Origin of the sequence: Phycicoccus endophyticus, assembly GCF_011326735.1 — a bacterium.
Lineage (GTDB): Bacteria > Actinomycetota > Actinomycetes > Actinomycetales > Dermatophilaceae > Phycicoccus > Phycicoccus endophyticus.
In genome coordinates this window covers 1-18,117 of record NZ_JAANCN010000002.1, presented here as the reverse complement: position 1 = coordinate 18,117, position 18,117 = coordinate 1, and the positions used below count along the sequence as shown (strand labels likewise).

Annotated in this window: 20 protein-coding genes; 16 read left to right on the top strand and 4 right to left on the bottom strand. The window is 75.2% G+C overall.

What is annotated here, in order from left to right; genetic code table 11:
• Nucleotides 1-103: 103 nt before the first annotated feature.
• From G8D98_RS03120 to G8D98_RS03095, 6 genes are all read left to right on the top strand, one after another.
• The gene (locus tag G8D98_RS03120; protein ID WP_166099019.1) at nt 104-1,090 is read left to right on the top strand and encodes an asparaginase; all 987 of its coding nucleotides are present in this window, start codon (nt 104-106) and stop codon (nt 1,088-1,090) included.
• The gene (dtd, locus tag G8D98_RS03115; protein WP_166099017.1) at nt 1,087-1,512 is read left to right on the top strand and encodes a D-aminoacyl-tRNA deacylase; all 426 of its coding nucleotides are present in this window, start codon (nt 1,087-1,089) and stop codon (nt 1,510-1,512) included. The genes G8D98_RS03120 and dtd overlap by 4 nt, the downstream gene beginning before the upstream one ends.
• Nucleotides 1,513-1,534: 22 nt before the next feature.
• On the top strand, nt 1,535-1,855 hold the full coding sequence (locus tag G8D98_RS03110; protein ID WP_166099015.1) for a DUF2516 family protein: 321 nt from the start codon (nt 1,535-1,537) through the stop codon (nt 1,853-1,855).
• Between the two features lie 59 nt (nt 1,856-1,914).
• A complete protein-coding gene (gene mshA / locus G8D98_RS03105; RefSeq protein WP_166099013.1) occupies nt 1,915-3,243 on the top strand; it encodes a D-inositol-3-phosphate glycosyltransferase in 1,329 nt (442 codons plus the stop codon).
• Entirely contained in the window at nt 3,240-3,752 is a 513-nt protein-coding gene (locus G8D98_RS03100; protein WP_166099011.1) for a type III secretion system chaperone family protein, read from the top strand. The genes mshA and G8D98_RS03100 overlap by 4 nt, the downstream gene beginning before the upstream one ends.
• A gap of 196 nt (nt 3,753-3,948) precedes the next feature.
• Complete coding sequence (locus G8D98_RS03095) at nt 3,949-4,686, top strand: phosphoglyceromutase (protein ID WP_166099009.1); 738 nt, start codon at nt 3,949-3,951, stop codon at nt 4,684-4,686.
• 73 nt (nt 4,687-4,759) lie between these two features.
• Here G8D98_RS03095 and G8D98_RS03090 read toward each other — a convergent pair whose 3' ends face one another.
• Together G8D98_RS03090 and phoU are read right to left on the bottom strand one after the other, a co-directional pair.
• Nucleotides 4,760-6,676: a hypothetical protein gene (locus G8D98_RS03090; RefSeq protein WP_166099006.1), complete on the bottom strand. Its 1,917-nt coding sequence runs from the start codon at nt 6,674-6,676 to the stop codon at nt 4,760-4,762.
• Nucleotides 6,677-6,733: 57 nt separating this feature from the next.
• Nucleotides 6,734-7,432, bottom strand: a complete 699-nt coding sequence (gene phoU, locus G8D98_RS03085) for a phosphate signaling complex protein PhoU (RefSeq protein WP_166099643.1) — start codon at nt 7,430-7,432, stop codon at nt 6,734-6,736.
• Between the two features lie 190 nt (nt 7,433-7,622).
• Here phoU and G8D98_RS03080 point away from each other — a divergent pair, with 190 nt between their 5' ends.
• Nucleotides 7,623-8,825: a sensor histidine kinase gene (locus G8D98_RS03080; protein ID WP_166099004.1), complete on the top strand. Its 1,203-nt coding sequence runs from the start codon at nt 7,623-7,625 to the stop codon at nt 8,823-8,825.
• Complete coding sequence (locus G8D98_RS03075; protein WP_166099002.1) at nt 8,822-9,502, top strand: response regulator transcription factor; 681 nt, start codon at nt 8,822-8,824, stop codon at nt 9,500-9,502. Before G8D98_RS03080 ends, G8D98_RS03075 begins: the two co-directional genes overlap by 4 nt.
• A 49-nt stretch (nt 9,503-9,551) precedes the next feature.
• On the opposite strand, the gene G8D98_RS03070 is transcribed toward G8D98_RS03075, so the two are convergent.
• Nucleotides 9,552-10,046: a hypothetical protein gene (locus G8D98_RS03070; RefSeq protein ID WP_166098999.1), complete on the bottom strand. Its 495-nt coding sequence runs from the start codon at nt 10,044-10,046 to the stop codon at nt 9,552-9,554.
• A gap of 277 nt (nt 10,047-10,323) precedes the next feature.
• Between G8D98_RS03070 and G8D98_RS03065 the strand changes: the two genes are divergently transcribed.
• Genes G8D98_RS03065 through ispF form a run of 3 tightly spaced genes read left to right on the top strand, consistent with a single transcriptional unit; the run spans nt 10,324 to nt 12,088 of the window.
• Complete coding sequence (locus G8D98_RS03065; protein ID WP_166098996.1) at nt 10,324-10,806, top strand: CarD family transcriptional regulator; 483 nt, start codon at nt 10,324-10,326, stop codon at nt 10,804-10,806.
• A gap of 35 nt (nt 10,807-10,841) precedes the next feature.
• Nucleotides 10,842-11,606 (top strand): 2-C-methyl-D-erythritol 4-phosphate cytidylyltransferase, encoded by a 765-nt coding sequence (gene ispD, locus G8D98_RS03060; protein ID WP_166098994.1) that lies wholly within the window; start codon nt 10,842-10,844, stop codon nt 11,604-11,606.
• 5 nt (nt 11,607-11,611) lie between these two features.
• Entirely contained in the window at nt 11,612-12,088 is a 477-nt protein-coding gene (gene ispF, locus G8D98_RS03055) for a 2-C-methyl-D-erythritol 2,4-cyclodiphosphate synthase (protein ID WP_166099641.1), read from the top strand.
• Between the two features lie 312 nt (nt 12,089-12,400).
• On the opposite strand, the gene G8D98_RS03050 is transcribed toward ispF, so the two are convergent.
• Nucleotides 12,401-12,724 (bottom strand): transcriptional regulator, encoded by a 324-nt coding sequence (locus G8D98_RS03050; RefSeq protein ID WP_166098991.1) that lies wholly within the window; start codon nt 12,722-12,724, stop codon nt 12,401-12,403.
• A gap of 151 nt (nt 12,725-12,875) precedes the next feature.
• Here G8D98_RS03050 and G8D98_RS03045 point away from each other — a divergent pair, with 151 nt between their 5' ends.
• The 5 genes from G8D98_RS03045 to G8D98_RS15310 all read left to right on the top strand — a co-directional run bounded on the left by G8D98_RS03045 (nt 12,876) and on the right by G8D98_RS15310 (nt 18,097).
• A complete protein-coding gene (locus G8D98_RS03045; RefSeq protein WP_166098988.1) occupies nt 12,876-13,973 on the top strand; it encodes an S-(hydroxymethyl)mycothiol dehydrogenase in 1,098 nt (365 codons plus the stop codon).
• On the top strand, nt 13,970-14,641 hold the full coding sequence (locus G8D98_RS03040) for an MBL fold metallo-hydrolase (protein ID WP_166098984.1): 672 nt from the start codon (nt 13,970-13,972) through the stop codon (nt 14,639-14,641). The genes G8D98_RS03045 and G8D98_RS03040 overlap by 4 nt, the downstream gene beginning before the upstream one ends.
• A gap of 210 nt (nt 14,642-14,851) precedes the next feature.
• Nucleotides 14,852-16,285: a cysteine--tRNA ligase gene (gene cysS, locus G8D98_RS03035; protein ID WP_166098982.1), complete on the top strand. Its 1,434-nt coding sequence runs from the start codon at nt 14,852-14,854 to the stop codon at nt 16,283-16,285.
• Nucleotide 16,286: 1 nt separating this feature from the next.
• The gene (rlmB, locus tag G8D98_RS03030) at nt 16,287-17,255 is read left to right on the top strand and encodes a 23S rRNA (guanosine(2251)-2'-O)-methyltransferase RlmB (RefSeq protein WP_166098980.1); all 969 of its coding nucleotides are present in this window, start codon (nt 16,287-16,289) and stop codon (nt 17,253-17,255) included.
• A gap of 167 nt (nt 17,256-17,422) precedes the next feature.
• On the top strand, nt 17,423-18,097 hold the full coding sequence (locus G8D98_RS15310) for a hypothetical protein (protein WP_188744894.1): 675 nt from the start codon (nt 17,423-17,425) through the stop codon (nt 18,095-18,097).
• Nucleotides 18,098-18,117 lie beyond the last annotated feature (20 nt).

Sequence of the window (18,117 nt, the reverse complement as noted above, 5' to 3'; positions counted from 1 at the left end):
TCCGAGCCGGGGCACCGGTCTGGACGCGCCCGTCCGGGCGGCCGGCCTCCGGCGCACCCACCGGCCGGTGGCGGCCCCCGGCGCCGGCGCTAGTGTCGGCCGGGTGCCTCAGCCCACGCCGCCGGCCCTCGCCGCCGCCCCCGTCCTCGCCCACGTCGTGCGCGGCGGCATCGTCGAGTCCGCCCACCGCGCCAGCGTCGCCGTCACCGGCCCGGACGGCGCGCTCGAGCAGGCCTGGGGCGACCCGGACGACCCCGTCCTGCCGCGCTCGTCGAACAAGCCCCTCCAGGCGCTGGCCATGCTGCGCGCCGGGCTGCGCCTGCCCGAGCCCCACCTCGCCCTCGCCTGCGCCAGCCACAGCGGGGAGGCGATGCACCTCGAGGGCGTGCGGGCCATGCTCGCCGACGCCGGCCTGGGCGAGGCCGACCTGCAGAACACCCCCGACCTGCCCCACGACCCGCTCGAGCGGGACGCCTGGGTGGCCGCCGGCCGCCCGGCCAGCTCGCTCGCCCAGAACTGCTCGGGCAAGCACGCCGCGATGCTCGCCACCTGCCGCGCCGCCGGGTGGGACCCCGCCACCTACCGTGACCCCGGGCACCCCCTCCAGCGTGCCGTCGCCGAGACCCTCGCGGACCTCACCGCCGGCCCGGTCGGCCCGGTCGCCGTCGACGGCTGCGGCGCACCGGTCATGGCCGTGCCGCTCACCGGTCTCGCCCGGGCCTTCGGACGCCTCGCGGCCGCCGAGCCCGGCACCGACGAGCGGGCCGTCGCCGACGCGATGCGCCGCCACCCCGAGCTGCTCGGCGGCACCCGGCGCGACGTCACCGCGCTGATCCGGGCCACCCCGGGGCTCCTCGCCAAGGACGGAGCGGAGGCCGTCTACGCCGTGGGCCTGCCGGACGGCCGTGGCGTCGCGCTCAAGGTCGCCGACGGTGGCCAGCGCGCCCGCGGGGTCATCCTCGCGGCCCTCCTGCGGCGCCTCGGCGTCGAGTCCACGGCGTACGGGCGGCTCGAGGACGCGCCGGTCCTCGGCCACGGCGAGCCGGTCGGCGCCGTCGTCGCGGTCGGCCTCGAGGAGCCGGCGCCGTGAGGACGGTGCTGCAGCGGGTCTCCCGCGCCGCCGTCCGGGTGGGCGGCGACGTCGTCGGGGAGCTGACTCGCCCCGGGCTCGTCGCGCTCGTCGGGGTCACGCACGACGACGGCCCGGAGCAGGTTGCCAGGACCGCCCGCAAGATCGCCGAGCTGCGCCTGCTCGACGGCGAACGGTCGCTCCTCGAGGAGTCGGCGCCGGTCCTCGTCGTCTCCCAGTTCACGCTCTACGCCGACACGGCCAAGGGTCGGCGCCCGTCGTGGAACGCCGCCGCGCCCGCCGCGGTCGCCGAGCCGCTCGTGGCCGCCGTCGTCGAGGCGCTGCGTGGCCGCGGGCTCGAGGTCGCGACCGGCAGCTTCGGCGCGCACATGGAGGTCGAGATGGTCGGGGACGGCCCGGTGACCATCGTCCTCGACGTGTGAGCACACCCCCTACGCTGTCCCCATGCGGATCCTCGGCGAGCTCCAGTACTGGATCGTCCTCGCCCTGTCGCTGGCCGCCCTCGGCGTCGAGGTGTTCGCCCTCGTCGACTGCGCCCGGCGGCGCTCGGACGCGTTCACGGCGGCCGGCAAGCGGACCAAGGGGTTCTGGCTGCTCGTCACCGGCATCGCGACCCTCGTCGGCGTCGTCGCGCTCGGCGGCCTCGGCCTGCTCGGGATCATCGCCGTCGTCGCCGCCGGGGTCTACCTCGCCGACGTCAAGCCCGCGCTCGACCAGGTGATGGGGCGCGGCAGCGGGAGGCAGGGCCCCTACGGCCCCTGGTGAGCGAGCGCGCTCGCCGGCCCCGCGGCTGCCCGCGGCGCGGCCGTGGAAGACTCGTCGGTATGACCTCGACCTCCGCCGCGTCGCCCCCCGCGCCGGGGCCTCGCCGGGTCGCCATGGTCACGGTGCACACCTCGCCGCTGGCCCAGCCGGGCACCGGCGACGCCGGCGGGATGAACGTCTACGTCCTCGAGGTCGCCCGGCAGCTGGCCCGCGCCGGCACGGCCGTGGACCTGTTCACCCGCGCGACGAGCGCGAGCCAGCCCGACGTCGTCCAGGTCGAGCCCGGCGTCGTCGTGCGCCACGTCCCCGCGGGGCCCTACGAGGGGCTGTCCAAGGAGGAGCTGCCCGGCCAGCTGTGCGCGTTCGCCGCCGGCATGATGCGCGTCGCCGCGCACGCCCCGGCCGGCTACTACGACCTCGTGCACTCCCACTACTGGCTCTCCGGGCAGGTGGGCTGGCTGGCCGCCGACCGGTGGGGCGTCCCGCTCGTGCACTCGATGCACACGATGGCCCGGGTGAAGAACCTCCACCTCGCCGACGGTGACGAGCCGGAGCCGCGTGGCCGCGAGATCGGCGAGGTGCAGGTCGTCGAGGCGGCCGACCGGCTCGTCGCGAACACCCGCCGGGAGGCCGACGAGCTCGTCGAGCTCTACGACGCCGAGCCCGAGCGGGTCGCCGTCGCCGAGCCCGGCGTCGACCTCGCGACCTTCACGCCCGGCTCGCGGGCCGAGGCGCGCGCGGTGCTCGGGCTGCCTCCCGACGCGGTGCTCCTGCTGTTCGTCGGGCGCGTGCAGCCGCTCAAGGGCCCGGACGTGCTCGTCCGCGCGGCGGCCGAGCTCGCCCGCCGGCGCCCCGACCTGCGCGAGCGGCTCGTCGTCGCGGTGCTCGGCGGGGCGAGCGGCTCCGGCGTCCGCACCCCGATGGGCCTGGAGGACCTCGCGGCGCGGCTCGGCATCGGGGACCGGCTGCGCGTCGTCCCGCCGGTGGAGCGGGCCACGCTCGCCCAGTGGTACCGCGCCGCCGACGCCGTGGCGGTGCCCTCGCACAGCGAGTCCTTCGGCCTCGTCGCCGTCGAGGCGCAGGCGTGCGGGGCCCCGGTGGTCGCGGCGAACGTCGGCGGGCTGCCGACGGCCGTCGGGGACGCGGGGGTGCTCGTCGACGGGCACGACACCGCCGACTGGGCGACGGCACTCGGGCGGGTCGCCCTCGACGCCGAGCGGCGCCGGGTGCTCGGCCGTCGCGGTGCCGAGCACGCGCAGGGGTTCGGCTGGGCGCGCACCGCCGAGAAGCTCCTCGCCGTCTACCGCGGGGCGCTGGCGGCCCCCAAGGACGTCTCGATCCACGACGCCCAGCGGCTGCGCGACGTGCCGCCGGCGGTCATCCCGTGAGCGCCGGCGACCTCCTCGCCGTCGTGCGGGGCTTCCTCGACGACTCCGGCCTGGAGTGGGAGCAGGGCGCCCGCGACGACGAGCTCGTCGTCGCGCTCCCGGGTGACAAGAAGCTGCGGACCGTCGTCTCCCTCGTGTGCGGCGAGAAGGCGCTGTCGGTGTCGGCGTTCGTCATCCGCAACCCCGACGAGAACCACGGCGAGGTGTACCGCTTCCTCCTCAGCCGCAACCTGCGCCTGCCCGGGCTCGCCTACGCCGTCGACCGCGCCGGCGACGTGTTCGTCACCGGGCGGGTGCCCGCCGCCGGGGTCGACGCCGACTACCTCGACCAGCTGCTCGGGGTCGTGCTCGCGGCCGCGGACGAACCGTTCAACGAGCTGCTCGTCATGGGCTTCCTCACCTCGATGCGCAAGGAGTGGCAGTGGCGGGTCTCGCGCGGCGAGAGCCTGCGCAACCTCGAGGCGTTCCGGCACATCCTCGAGCGCCCCGGCGACCCGCCCCGCGCCTGACCTCCGCTCCGCCGGAAGACCTCTCCCATCCACGTCGATCTCGACGGCCCGCGCACATCTCGTCGAGCCCTGGTGCCATGACGCACCGGGTGGGCGAGATCGCCACGGGGCAGCGAGCACCGCAGGGGTCGGAGAGGTCTTCCGGTGGGGGCGGTGGGTGGACGGGCGGCGGCGGGGCCTCGCTAGGCTGGCGGACATGACCGAGTACACGCTCATCCTCCTGCGGCACGGCGAGTCCGAGTGGAACCGCAAGAACCTGTTCACCGGCTGGGTCGACGTCGACCTGTCCGAGACGGGGCGCGAGGAGGCCGTGCGCGGTGGCCGGCTGATGCGCGAGGCCGGGCTGCTCCCGGACGTCGTGCACACCTCGGTGCTGCGCCGGGCGATCACTACGGCCAACCTCGCGCTCGACGCGTGCGACCGGCACTGGATCCCGGTGCGTCGCAGCTGGCGCCTCAACGAGCGGCACTACGGCGCCCTCCAGGGGCTCGACAAGGCCGCGACCCGGGAGAAGTACGGCGAGGAGCAGTTCATGCTCTGGCGGCGCAGCTTCGACACCCCGCCGCCCCCCATCGAGCGCGGCAGCGAGTACGACCAGTCCGACGACCCGCGCTACGCCGGGCTCGACGTGCCCGCCACGGAGTGCCTCGCCGACGTCATCCCGCGGATGATGCCGTACTGGGAGCAGGACCTGCAGGCCGACCTCGGGGCCGGGCGCACCGTCCTGGTCACCGCCCACGGCAACAGCCTGCGCGCCCTCGTCAAGCACCTCGACGGCATCAGCGACGCAGACATCGCCGGGCTGAACATCCCCACCGGGATGCCGCTGGTCTACCGGCTCGGCGCCGACTTCATGCCCACCGGCCCGGGCGAGTACCTCGACCCCGAGGCCGCCGCCGCGGCCGCTGCCGCCGTCGCCAACCAGGGCCGCTGACCGCCCCGGCGGTCCCTCCCCTCATCGCCACCGCCGCCCCGGCGGTCCCTCACCGCCGGCCGGCCACCGCTCGTCAGTCGACGACGCGCGTGAAGTCGGTCGAGGTCGGGAAGAGATCGAGCAGCCACCGTCCGCGCGGTGGGACCTCGTCGTAGGTGACCCGCCCCGCGGCGTCCCGGAGGCGCACCCGCAGCGACGGGGTGCCGAACACCCCTCGCACCGGCACCGTCGCGCCGTGTCCGGCGAGCGGCACCCGGGCGGAGACCGGTCCGCCACCGTGGGCGCCGAAGAGCTGGACGGTCGCGGCCGGCCCGGGGACGACGACGACGGCCGTGGAGTCCTCACCGCCCCCGCCGGGGAGCTGGACGGTGGGGCTGTCGGCGGCGACCGCCGGCACGACGCGGGGGGCCAGCGTCACCTCGACAGGTGAGCCGCCGGTGCCCGCCGTGAAGGTCAGGGTCCGCACGAGCGCCCCGCCGGGAAGGGTGAGGTCGACGAGCCGAGCCCTGCCCCGGGCGGGGTCACCGAGGATGCCCACGAGCGCGTTGCGCGGAAGGGCAGTTGTCGTCGTGTGCACCCGGATGTCCCGCACGGGCACACGCGTGGCGGCGGCGACCGTCCGGACGAGCTGGCCGGTCGCGTCGCCCGCGCGGTACTGCGGGTCCCACGACGTCGGGTGGGTGACCGGTCCGTCGTAGTCGCCGCACCGGGCCCGGGCCGCCGGTCCGAGCCGGCGCTCGAGGGTGGCCGCGCGGACACCGTCGGTGAGCGGGAGCGAGGTCCACTCCCGCACCACCTTGCCCCCGGCGGTCGGGCGCACCGTGTCGGACAGCTGCATCGAGCGCACCTCGGGGCCGGCGAGGGCCAGCAGGACGCCGGCGCGGCCGTGAGGGACGGCGAGGACGAGGGCGGACGCCCCGGGCTGGGTGAAGGCGGGGTCGCCCGCCCGCAGCTCCTCGGCCGGCTGCCCGGCCCGCCCGGACCACGCCTGGAACACGACGCCGTCGTCGTCCGCCTCCGGCGTCGTGGCCGCGACGACGACGCGCGCGCCGTCGACGTCGGCGGCGTAGAGCAGGCGGGCCCCGGGCGCGGCCGCCGCGACGAGTGCCGCGACGTCGGGGTCCCGCGCGAGGTCCCCGCGCGCCGGCCAGCGCCGGACGTCCTGCCAGGCCGGGTCCTGCGGGCCCGCGGTCGTCGGGACGGCCCGCCGGGTCGAGGTGGCCGAGGCGCCCGAGCCGCCGGCGTCGTCCCCGGGGAGCCACCCGGCCGCCCCCGCGGCCGCCACCCCGAGGCCCACGGTGACCACGGTGGCGCCGGCGAGGAGCAGCCGGCCGCGCCGGGCCCCCGGCTCCCCGGCCGGCGCCCCGACGGGAGGCTCCTGCGGAGCGTGGTCGGCCAGCCGGCGCAGCACGTCCGCCAGGTCCTCCTCGAGGCGGTGGTCCGCCGGCGCCAGGCCGACGGCCGCACGCGCCTCGCGGTGGGCGAGCAGCATCGGCTCCGCCGACAGGCCGAACGGGCCACCGGGAGGCCGGCTGGGCCCGGGGAACAGGCCGCGCGCCTCGGCCGGTGTCAGCTCCCACACCACGCGCGCTGCCGCCTCGGCTCGCCGAGCGGCGGGCTCGGCGGCGAGCGCGTCGAACAGCGCTGCGGGGACGGGGTCGTCCGGGGCGGCCACGGCCGCTCGCAGAGCCGGGTCCGCCTCGGCCGGCCGGTCGCCGCGGGCCGGCGACGGCCGGTGCGGCCACCGCGCCCCGAGCCACCCTCCGCCGCGTCGCGGGTCGCCGAGACGGGCCAGGAGCGCGGCCCGGGCGGCCGCCGTCGGTACGCCGTCCTCGAGCATCGCCGCCCACCGGCGGCGCAGGATGCGGACGACCTCCGTGGTCACCTCGAGCGCCCGGGCGGGGGCGAGGGTCGCGACGAGCGCGACGCCCTCGAGCTCGGCCCAGCGGGCCCGCACGAAGTCCTCGAACCCGTCCCCCTCGTCGATCATCGCCCCATCCTCGCCGTTATCCCGGCGCGGGGCGAGGACCTGCGTCGCGGCGGGGCGTCAGGTGGCCGGTGAGGCGTCGGCGTCCTCGGCGTCCTCGTGGCTGCCGTCGGCCTCGTCGCCCCACTCGCCGGTGACGATCCAGATGACCCGCTCGGCCACGGACACCGCGTGGTCGGCGAACCGCTCGTAGTAGCGCCCGAGGAGGGTGACGTCGACCGCCGTCTCGGTGTCGTGCGGCCAGTCCTTGCTCGTCACCTGCTCGAACAGCTCGCGGTGCAGCCGGTCCATCGCGTCGTCCTCGCGGGCGATGGCGCGGGCGGTCTCGACGTCGCGCGCGGCGATGACCGACCCGGTCTTCTCGACGATGAGCTCGGCGACCGCGCCCATCTCCCGGAAGGTCCCGCGCAGCTCCGGCGGCACCGCCGAGTTCGGGTAGCGCAGCCGGGCGACCTTGGCGACGTGCCGGGCCAGGTCGCCCATCCGCTCGATGTCGCTGCTCATCCGCATGCTCGTGACGACGACCCGCAGGTCGGTGGCCACCGGCTGCTGGAGCGCGATGAGGTCGAAGGAGAGCAGGTCGATGTGCTCGCGCTGGGCGTCGATGTCGGCGTCGGCGGTGATCACCGAGTCGGCGAGGTGGACGTCCGCGTCGAGCAGCGCGGTGGTCGCGCGGCTCATCGCCGACGCGGCGAGATGGGTCATGTCGACGAGGCTCTCGGCGATCCGGTCGAGCTCGTCGTGGTAGGCCTTGCGCATCACGGCTGGGGGTCTCCGGTGTGGTTGCGGAGGGGCAGGAGTCACGGGCGACATGGCGGCGCCGTCGCCCCTGCAGCCTCTCAGGTGCTGGTGAACCATAGACACCCCTGAGGTGAACTTCGGGCAACCCGGCCCGGCGGGGGGCCTCTCGTGGCGAGGAGCACTCCGCGGACGGCCGTACGCTGGCGGCGTGGACGCGACGATCGCGGCGGGCCTCGGCGGTCTCGCTGGCCTCGGCATCGGGGCCGCCGCGGTGCTCGCTGCACGCTGGTCCGAGCGCAGCCTCGCCGAGGGCCCGCCCCCGGAGGACCCGCCGCTGGCGCGCGGTGTCGGCGACGTCCTCGCGGTGCTGCGCTCGATCGCCATCGTCCTGGACTCCTCCGACGCCGTCGTCAAGGCCTCCGCGCCGGCGCTCACCTACGGCCTCGTGCGGCACGGTGAGCTGGTCCACCACGAGCTGCGGCACATCGCCCGCCAGGTGCGCCGCGACGGCGTCATCCGCGAGGCCGAGCTCGACCTGGCCCGAGGGCCCAACCCCGACGGCAGCGTCGTCATGCGCGTGCGGGTCGCCCCGCTCGGCGTCAGCCACGTGCTCGTCCTCGCCGAGGACCACACCCACGCCCGGCGGGTCGAGGAGGTGCGGAGGGACTTCGTCGCCAACGTCAGCCACGAGCTGAAGACGCCCGTCGGCGGCATCTCGCTGCTCGCCGAGGCCGTGCTCGACGCCAAGGAGGACCCCGAGGCGGTCACCCGCTTCGCCGAGCGCATCCGGGTCGAGTCCACCCGGCTCGGCCGGCTCGTCCAGGAGATCGTCGACCTCTCCCGGCTGCAGGTCGCCGACACCCTCCACGAGCCGCAGCTCGTCGACATCGGCGCCGTCGTCCTCGAGGCGGTCGACCGGGTGCGGGTCGCCGCGGAGGCCAAGTCGATCGACCTCGGCCTGGCGACCGAGCGCGACCTGCGGGTGTTCGGCGACGGCGAGCTGCTCGTCACGGCCGTCGCCAACCTGCTGACCAACGCGATCAACTACAGCGAGGCCCGCACCAAGGTCGGCATCGGCGCCCGGAAGGTGGGCGAGACCGTCGAGATCGCGGTCACCGACCAGGGGCAGGGCATCCCCGCCGCCGAGCAGGAGCGGATCTTCGAGCGCTTCTACCGGGTCGACGCCGCCCGGTCCCGGGCGACCGGCGGCACCGGGCTCGGCCTGGCCATCGTCAAGCACGTCTGCGCCAACCACGGGGGCGAGGTCACCGTGTGGAGCGAGGAGGGGCGTGGCTCGACGTTCACCATGAGACTCCCCGTCGCGGCCCCCGAGGTCGCCGACGACGGGGACCCCGCGGCCGACCCCCCGCCCGGCGTGGCCGCCGCCACCGGAGGAGAGGGCACCGCATGACGCGCATCCTGATCGTCGAGGACGAGGAGTCGTTCTCGGACCCGCTGTCCTACCTGCTGAGCAAGGAGGGCTACGAGGTGTCCGTGGCCGACAACGGCAACGACGCGCTCACCGAGTTCGACGCCGCGGGAGCCGATCTCGTGCTGCTCGACCTCATGCTCCCGGGCCTGTCCGGGGTGGACGTCTGCCGTGCGCTGCGCCAGCGCTCCAACGTGCCGGTCATCATGCTCACCGCCAAGGACAGCGAGATCGACAAGGTCGTGGGGCTCGAGCTCGGCGCCGACGACTACGTGACCAAGCCGTACTCCTCGCGCGAGCTGCTCGCCCGGGTCAAGGCCGTGCTGCGGCGGGGCGCGGAGCCGGAGGAGCTCGTGCCGACGACCCTGGAGGCCGGGCCGGTGCGGATGGACGTCGAGCGGCACGTCGTCACCGTCCAGGGGCAGCAGCAGTCGCTGCCGCTGAAGGAGTTCGAGCTGCTCGAGCTGTTGCTGCGCAACGCCGGCCGGGTGCTCACCCGCGGCCAGCTCATCGACCGGGTGTGGGGGAGCGACTACGTCGGGGACACCAAGACCCTCGACGTCCACATCAAGCGTCTGCGGGCCAAGGTGGAGCAGGACCCGGGGGCGCCGACGCACATCGTCACGGTGCGTGGGCTCGGGTACAAGTTCGAGGCGTGAGCCGCCGGCGGCCGGTCGGCCGGCCCTCGGCGGTCAACCGGTCGGGCGGTCAGCCGGCGGTCGGGGTGGGGCTCGCGCTGGCGCTCGGGGCGAGCCCGGCGTAGTAGCCCTCCGCGGCGAGCACGGGGACGCTGACGACGTTCTGCCCGGCCTCGCGGGTCTGCACGGTCAGCTCGACGAGGCTGCCGGGAGCGGCGGGCACGGCGCCGAGGTCGACGGTCGAGGTGGGGCTGGAGAGCGCCTCGCCGGAGTAGGCCGGCACCGACGTCGTGGCGCCCGTCGTCCCCTCGAGGCCGAACGCGACCTCGACGGCGTCGCCGGAGTCGTTGACCGCCTGCCCGACGAGGACGCCGGGCTCACCCTCGCCGTCGGTGACTACGGCGATGTTGCGCAGGTCCAGCCCCGGGATGGTCAGGTCGACCCCGTCGGCGGGGATGTAGCTGTAGTCGGTCTGGGCCGGCGAGAAGACACCGCAGCCGGCGGCCAGGAGGGCGGCGGTGGCGATCCCGGCGAACCGGAGGGCTGAGGCGGCGCGCTTCGTCACGCCGCACAGGATAGCGGGGTCCGAGCGGCCGTCGTCGGGCGCGGGCGGGAGGTGGTCCGCGCGGGTCGCGCGGGGGCTCGTCCGGGGGTGCACGCGGGCTCCCGTGGGCGCGTCCGGGCGCGCGCGTGCAGCACGCGCAAGGGGGTTCTGTCAAGCCCCGATTTTTCGGTGTGGACGGTCGTTTCAGGCCCCTGACCTGCACAGATGCTCGTCCGCTCCATTGGGCGACGTCGGCGTGTCGTGGTACCCTGGACGTCGCGAAAGGGGACAACAACACATGGTTTTCAAGGTCGGCGAAACGGTCGTGTACCCGCATCACGGGGCCGCACGGATCGAGGAGATCAACACCCGCACGATCCGCGGAGAGGAGAAGCTCTACCTCAAGCTCATGGTCGCGCAGGGTGACCTGGTCATCGAGGTCCCTGCCGAGAACTGTGACCTCGTCGGTGTGCGTGACGTCGTCGACAAGGCGGGCCTCGACAAGGTCTTCGAGGTGCTGCGGACCCCCTACGCCGAGGAGCCGACGAACTGGTCGCGCCGGTTCAAGGCCAACCTCGAGAAGCTCGCCTCCGGCGACGTCATCAAGGTGGCCGAGGTCGTGCGCGACCTCTGGCGCCGCGACAAGGACCGTGGCCTGTCCGCCGGCGAGAAGCGGATGCTGGCCAAGGCCCGGCAGATTCTCGTCTCCGAGCTCGCGCTCGCCGAGAAGACCGACGAGGACAAGGCCGAGTCCATCCTCGACGAGGTCCTCGCCTCCTGAGCCCGGCGGTCGCCCCGCGACCTGCCCGCACTGACGTGACCGACGCCCACGCCGCCCGCAGCGGCGTGGGCGTCGTCGTCGTCGCGGCCGGCTCCGGGTCCCGGCTCGGGGCCTCGCTCCCCAAGGCGTTCGTGCCGCTCGCCGGCCGACCGATGCTGGCCTGGGCGCTGGAGACCGTCGCCGCCCTCCCCGGGCTGCGCTCGCTCGTCGTCGTGGTGCCCGAGGCGCTCGCCGACCCCTCGCTGCCGCCGTGGTCCGCGGTGTCGCTGCCGGTCGGTGCGCACGTCGTCGCCGGAGGGGCCGAGCGCACCGAGTCGGTCGCCGCCGGGCTGGCCGCGCTCGACCCGGGGTGCGACGTCGTCCTCGTCCACGACGCCGCGCGCTGCCTCACCCCGGTCGCCGTCTTCGAGCGGGTCGTGGCTGCCGTGCGCGCCGGCGCCGACGGGGTGGTGCCGGGGCTCGCGGTCGTCGACACCGTCAAGACCGTCGACGCCGACGGCGTCGTCACCGGCACGCCCGAGCGCACGACGCTGCGGGCGGTGCAGACGCCGCAGGGCTTCCCGCGCGAGGTGCTGCTCGCCGCGCACGCCTCGGGGATGGTGGCGACTGACGACGCCGCGCTCGTCGAGCGCACCGGGCACCGGGTGGTCGTCGTCGACGGCGACCCGATGGGCTTCAAGGTGACCACGCCGGAGGACCTCGAGCGGGCCGAGCGGCTCGCGGGCGGCCCGCGCGCCCTGGGAGGCGGGTCGCCGGGTGCGACGTCCGGCCGGTCCGCGGGCCTAACATCGTCGCCGTGAGCGAGATGCCCCGCGTCGGCGTCGGTGTCGACGTCCACGCCGTCGCGGCCGAGGGCTCCTCCCGTCAGCTGTGGGTGGCCGGGCTGCTGTGGCCGGGGGAGCGTGGGCTCGAGGGGCACTCGGACGCCGATGTCGCCGCGCACGCGGCGTGTGACGCCCTGTTCTCGGCCGCCGGCATCGGCGACCTGGGGGCGCACTTCGGCACCGGGCGACCCGAGTGGGCCGGCGCCTCGGGGTGCACCCTGCTCGCCGAGGCGGCGCGCCGGGTCCGTGCGGCCGGGTTCGACGTCGGCAACGTCGCGGTTCAGGTCGTCGGGGTGCGCCCGAAGATCGGGACGCGGCGGGCCGAGGCGGAGGCGGTGCTGGCGGCCGCGGTCGGTGCGCCGGTGTCGGTGAGCGGCACGACGAGCGACGGGCTCGGGCTCACCGGGCGCGGCGAAGGCCTGGCCGCCATCGCGACCGCCCTCGTCATCCCCACCTAGACCGCCACCACCGAGTCCTTTCCCCCTTCTCCATCTCCCCGCCCCCCTGAACCGCCCCGTGTCTGATTCGACCAATAGGTCACTTCAGGGACGCGGGCCGGCCCCGTCGCGTGCGTGATTCGACCAATAGGTCACTTCAGGTACGCGGGCCGGCCCCGTCGCGTGCGTGATTCGACCAATAGGTCACTTCAGGGACGCGGGCCGGCCACGTCCCGTGCGTGATTCGACCAATAGGTCACTTCAGGTACGCGGGCCGGCCCCGTCGCGTGCGTGACGTGACCTATTGGTCGATTCGGGGACGCCGGGCCGCCGTCAGCGCCGGGCCGAGGTGACCCGACGGTCCGCCCCGACGATCCGGGCCATCCGCTGCAGCTCGGCGACGTGACCGCACAGCGCGTCCCGCCCAGCGGGGGTGAGGATGACGGTCGTCACCTGGCGTCCGCCGCGAGCCGCACGCTCCAGCCGGGTGTAGCCGCGCGCACTCAGCGCCTTGAGGTGCTTGGACAGCGCGGAGTCCGACAGCTCCATCGCCTCGCGCACCTCCCCGAAGTCGCGCCCGGCCGTGGGCACGAGGAAGGCGCAGATCCGCAGCCGGTGCGGCTCGTGGATCACCTCGTCGAACACGGGATGGGGCACACGCGCAGGATACGTCCGCTTTCCCCGCCGGAAAGGCTCCCGGACGCGGGAGTTCGCCGGTGCTGCGCCGGAACGGGCCCGGGCCGCTGCCGTCCCCGGCCGGCGCCGGGCTAGCGTGACAGGAGCAGCGTCGCTTCACCGAGGAGGAACCGTGCCGCAGACCGTCCAGGGTGTCATCGCCCGCACCAAGGGAGCGCCCGTCGAGCTCGTCGACATCGTCGTGCCGGACCCCGGCCCCGGGGAGGCCGTCGTCGCCGTGGAGGCGTGCGGCGTCTGCCACACCGACCTGCACTACCGCGAGGGCGGCATCAACGACGACTTCCCGTTCCTGCTCGGGCACGAGGCCGCCGGGCGCGTCGAGGCCGTCGGCGAGGGCGTCACCGAGGTGCAACCGGGCGACTTCGTCATCCTCAACTGGCGCGCCGTCTGCGGGGAGTGCCGCGCGTGCCGCAAGGGCGAGCCCTGGTACTGCTTCGCCACCCACAACGCGACCCAGAAGATGACCCTCACCGACGGCACCGAGCTGACGCCGGCCCTCGGCATCGGCGCGTTCGTCGAGAAGACGCTCGTAGCCGCCGGGCAGTGCACCAAGGTCGAGGAGGCGGACGCGGCCGCGGTCGGGCTGCTCGGCTGCGGCGTCATGGCCGGCTTCGGCGCCGCGGTCAACACCGGCGGCGTCACGCGGGGTGACTCGGTGGCGGTCATCGGATGCGGAGGGGTCGGCAACGCGGCCATCGCCGGCGCGTCGATCGCGGGCGCGACCACGGTCATCGCCGTCGACCTCGACGCCCGCAAGCTCGAGGCCGCACGCCGATTCGGTGCGACGCACACCGTCGACGCCTCGGCCGAGGACCCGGTGGAGGCGGTGCGCTCGCTCACCGGGGGGTTCGGCGCCGACGTCGTCGTCGAGGCCGTGGGCCGTCCCGAGACGTACGAGCAGGCCTTCTACGCGCGCGACCTCGCCGGCACGGTCGTCCTCGTCGGGGTGCCGACGCCGGAGAAGGAGGTGACCCTGCCGATGATCGACATCTTCGGGCGGGGCGGGGCGCTGAAGTCCTCCTGGTACGGAGACTGCCTGCCCTCGCGCGACTTCCCGATGCTCGTCGACCTCTACCGGCAGGGACGCTTCGACCTCGACGCCTTCGTCAGCGAGCGCATCGGCATCGGCGACGTCGACGCAGCCTTCGAGAAGATACACCGCGGCGAGGTCCTGCGCTCGGTCGTCGTGCTGGCCGGGGACCCGGCATGACGCCCACGGCGGACGTCGGGGCGCCGGTGCCCACCTCGCCCGGCGGCGTGCGGGTCGAGCGGGTCGTGACCTCCGGGGTCTTCGAGCTCGACGGCGGGTCGTGGGAGGTGGAGAACAACGTCTGGGTCGTCGGTGACGACGCCGCGTGCCTCGTCGTGGACGCCGCGCACGACGCACGGGCCATCCTCGAGGTCGTCGGCTCGCGCCGGGTCGTCGGTGTCGTGTGCACCCACGGGCACAACGACCACGTCAACGCCGTCGCCGACCTCGTCGCCGAGACGGGGGCCACGTCGTGGCTGCACCCGCAGGACCGCGTGCTCTGGGACATGAGCCAGGACGCCGCGCCCGGCGGGGAGCTCACCGACGGGCAGGTGCTCACCGTGGGCGACGTCGACCTGAGGGTGCTGCACACCCCGGGTCACGCCCCCGGGGCCTGTTGCCTCTACGCGCCGGCGCTCGGGGTGGTCTTCAGCGGCGACACGCTCTTCCAGGGCGGGCCCGGGGCGACGGGGCGCTCCTACAGCGACTTCCCGACGATCATCGCGTCCATCCGCACGCGGCTGCTCGACCTGCCGCCGGAGACGGTCGTGCTGACCGGGCACGGCGACCCGACGACCATCGGGGCCGAGGCGCCGCATCTGCAGGAGTGGATCGACCGAGGCCACTGAGCGCCACGGACGGCCGCCGGAAGACCTCTCCCGCTCCTGGCGAGCCCGCTGGACCATGCTCGCCTCGTCGGACCCTGCCGCCATGGCAGCAGGGTCCGACGAGGTCGCCAGTGCCGAGCGACATCGACATCACCCGGAGAGGTCTTCCGGCGGGGTGGGGGCGGGGCGCGGGGTCGAGGGCGGCGGCGGGCCGCAGGTAGCCTGTGGCAAGTGACCCTCAGGCTGTTCGACTCCCTCACGCGCGAGCTGCGTGACTTCGTCCCCGTCGTGCCCGGCAAGGCGGGGATCTACATCTGCGGGCTCACGACCCAGGCGCCGCCGCACATCGGGCACGTCCGCTTCGCCGTGGCCTTCGACGTCCTCCGCCGCTGGCTGGAGCGCGGGCACGGCTACGACGTCACCCTCATCCGCAACGTCACCGACATCGACGACAAGATCCTCGCCCGCTCCGCCGCCGACGGCGAGCCCTGGTACGCCCTCAGCTACCGCAACGAGCTCGAGACCGCCGACGCGCTGGAGTCGCTCGGGGTGCTGCCCCCCACCTACGAGCCACGGGCCACCGGGCACGTCCCGGAGATGGTCGGCCTCATGGAGACCCTCGTCGAGAAGGGGCACGCCTACGCCGCGGCCGACGCCTCCGGCGACGTCTACTTCGACGTGCGCAGCTGGCCGAGCTACGGCGAGCTGACCCGCCAGAGCCTCGAGGACATGGCCGAGGCCGAGGATGCCGACCCGCGCGGCAAGCGCGACCCGCGCGACTTCGCGCTGTGGAAGGGGCACAAGCCGGACGAGCCGGAGACGGCGTCCTGGCCGACGCCGTGGGGCGTCGGGCGCCCTGGCTGGCACCTGGAGTGCTCGGCGATGGCCCGCAAGTACCTCGGCGACACCTTCGACATCCACGGCGGCGGCGTCGACCTGCGTTTCCCGCACCACGAGAACGAGGTCGCGCAGTCGCGGGCCGCCGGGCTCGGCTTCGCCAACTACTGGCTGCACAACGCCTGGGTGACGATGGGCGGCGAGAAGATGAGCAAGTCGCTCGGCAACTCGCTGCGGGTCTCGGAGGTCGTCAAGGAGCACCGCCCGCTCGCCGTGCGCTACTACCTCACCGCCGCGCACTACCGCAGCACCATCGAGTACCACGAGGGCTCGATCGAGGAGGCCGCGACCGCCGTCGAGCGCGTCGAGGGCTTCCTGCGCCGCGCCCTGCCCGGGGTCGACACCCTCGTCCCCGACGCCAGGACCGCACTCCCGGAGGACTTCCGGGCCGCGATGGACGACGACCTCGGTGTCTCGGACGCCCTCGCCGTCATCCACCAGGCGGTGCGCGCCGGCAACACGGCGCTCGACGACGGCGACCACGACGACGCCGCCGACACCGCGCGGCAGGTCGTCGCGATGACCGACATCCTCGGGGTCAACCCCCTCGACCCGGCGTGGTCGACCGGGGGGTCGGACGTCGACGACGTCACCGCGGCCCTCGACGCCCTCGTGGCCGAGCGGGTGGCCGCCCGGGCGCAGGCCCGCGCCGCGCGCGACTACGAGACGGCCGACGCCATCCGGGACGCGCTCACCGCGGCCGGGGTGACGGTCGAGGACACCGCGGCCGGCGCGCGCTGGACGATCACCCGCGGCAAGGGGGACTGACGTGGCCGGCAACAGCCAGCGCCGGGGAGCGGTGCGCAAGGGCGGCAAGAAGGGGCCGACGGCCGGCTCGGGCGGCCAGCGGCGCAAGGGCCTGGAGGGCAAGGGCCCGACCCCGAAGGCCGAGGACCGGCCGCACCACAAGGCCCACCGGGGCGCCAAGGGCGCCGGCACCCGGCCCGGCGGGCCGGCAGGCACCGGTCGCGGGCGGCCCACCGGAGCGCGCCGCAAGACCCCCTCGAGCGAGGTCGTCGCCGGGCGCAACGCCGTGATCGAGGCGCTGCGGGCGCACGTCCCGGTGACGACGATGTACGTCGCCGGGCGGATCGACGCCGACGACCGGGTCCGCGAGGCGGTCAAGACCGCCGCCGAGCGTGGCATCCCCGTCCTGGAGACGCCCCGCGGTGAGCTCGACCGGCTCACCGACGGCGCGGTGCACCAGGGGCTGGCGGTCCAGGTGCCCCCGTACGAGTACGCCCACCCGCGCGACCTGCTCGACCCGCAGGCGCCGGGCGTGCCGCTGCTCGTGGCGCTCGACGGCATCACCGACCCGCGCAACCTCGGCGCCATCGTCCGCTCGGTCGCCGCGTTCGGCGGCCACGGGGTGGTCGTCCCGAGCCGCCGCTCGGCCGGGATGACCGCGAGCGCCTGGAAGACGAGCGCGGGCGCCGCAGCGCGCATCCCGGTCGCCCAGGCAGCCAACCTCACCCGGGCCCTGGAGGACTTCCGCACGGCCGGCTTCTTCGTCATCGGCCTCGACATGGACGGCGAGGTCGAGCTGCCCGACCTCGAGCTGGCCTCCGAGCCGCTCGTCGTCGTCGTCGGCTCCGAGGGCAAGGGCCTCTCCCGGCTCGTCCGCGAGACGTGCGACCAGATCGTCTCGGTGCCGATGAGCTCGGCGGTGGAGTCGCTCAACGCCGGCATCGCGACCGGCGTCACACTCTACGAGGTCGCCCGCCGCCGTCGCCCCTGAGGGCGCCGCCGCGGGCACTGCCGCCGGGCGGCACCGACCGCGGCAGGCCCCGGACACCCGGCGCGCGCACGTCCCGGACCTCGCCGCGCCGCCGAGCGGGGTGTGCCAGGATCGAGCCGCGGAAGGTGCCGGTCCCTACGGCGCCCCGCCCACAGGAGGGATGAGCAATGTCCGACCAGAACCCGCCGCCCCCCGGGCCGGAGACCCCGAGCGACGGCACCGCGCCGGCCGGCGGCAGCGCCGGCTCGACGCCCCCGCCGCCCCCTGCGGCCGAGGGCACCGGCGCTGCGGCGCCCCCGCCGCCACCGCCCCCGGCGGCGAACCCCTACGGCGCACCGCCGCCCGCACCGGCGTACGCCGCGGGTGCACCTACCGGGCCGGTCACCCGGCCGCCGGCGATCGAGCGGGCCGTCCTGCTCATGCGGATCGGCGCGGCCCTGTCGGTGGTCTCGCTGCTCAGCGTGTTCTTCATGGGAGACCAGCTGCGTGACGCGGCGCGCCAGAGCCTCGAGGACTCGGGCCAGACCGCCGACCCGGCACTGCTCGACACCACCGTCGCCGTGGCGACGGCGTTCTCGGTCCTGCTCGGGCTGCTCGGGGCCGGCCTGTGGCTGTTCATGGCCTGGGCGAACGGCCGGGGCAAGTCGTGGGCGCGGATCGTCGCCACCGTGCTGTTCGGCTTCTCGGTGCTGTCCTTCCTCGCCAGCCTGGTCCAGCCCACGGGCGGGGTCTCGCGCATCCTGAGCGTCATCCAGGTCGCGCTCGGCGGCTACATCATCTACCTGCTGTGGCGCCGGGAGTCCTCGCAGTTCTACGCGGCCAGCAGCGCTCCGACGCTCTGAGGTCGTCGCGGGCGCCCGGC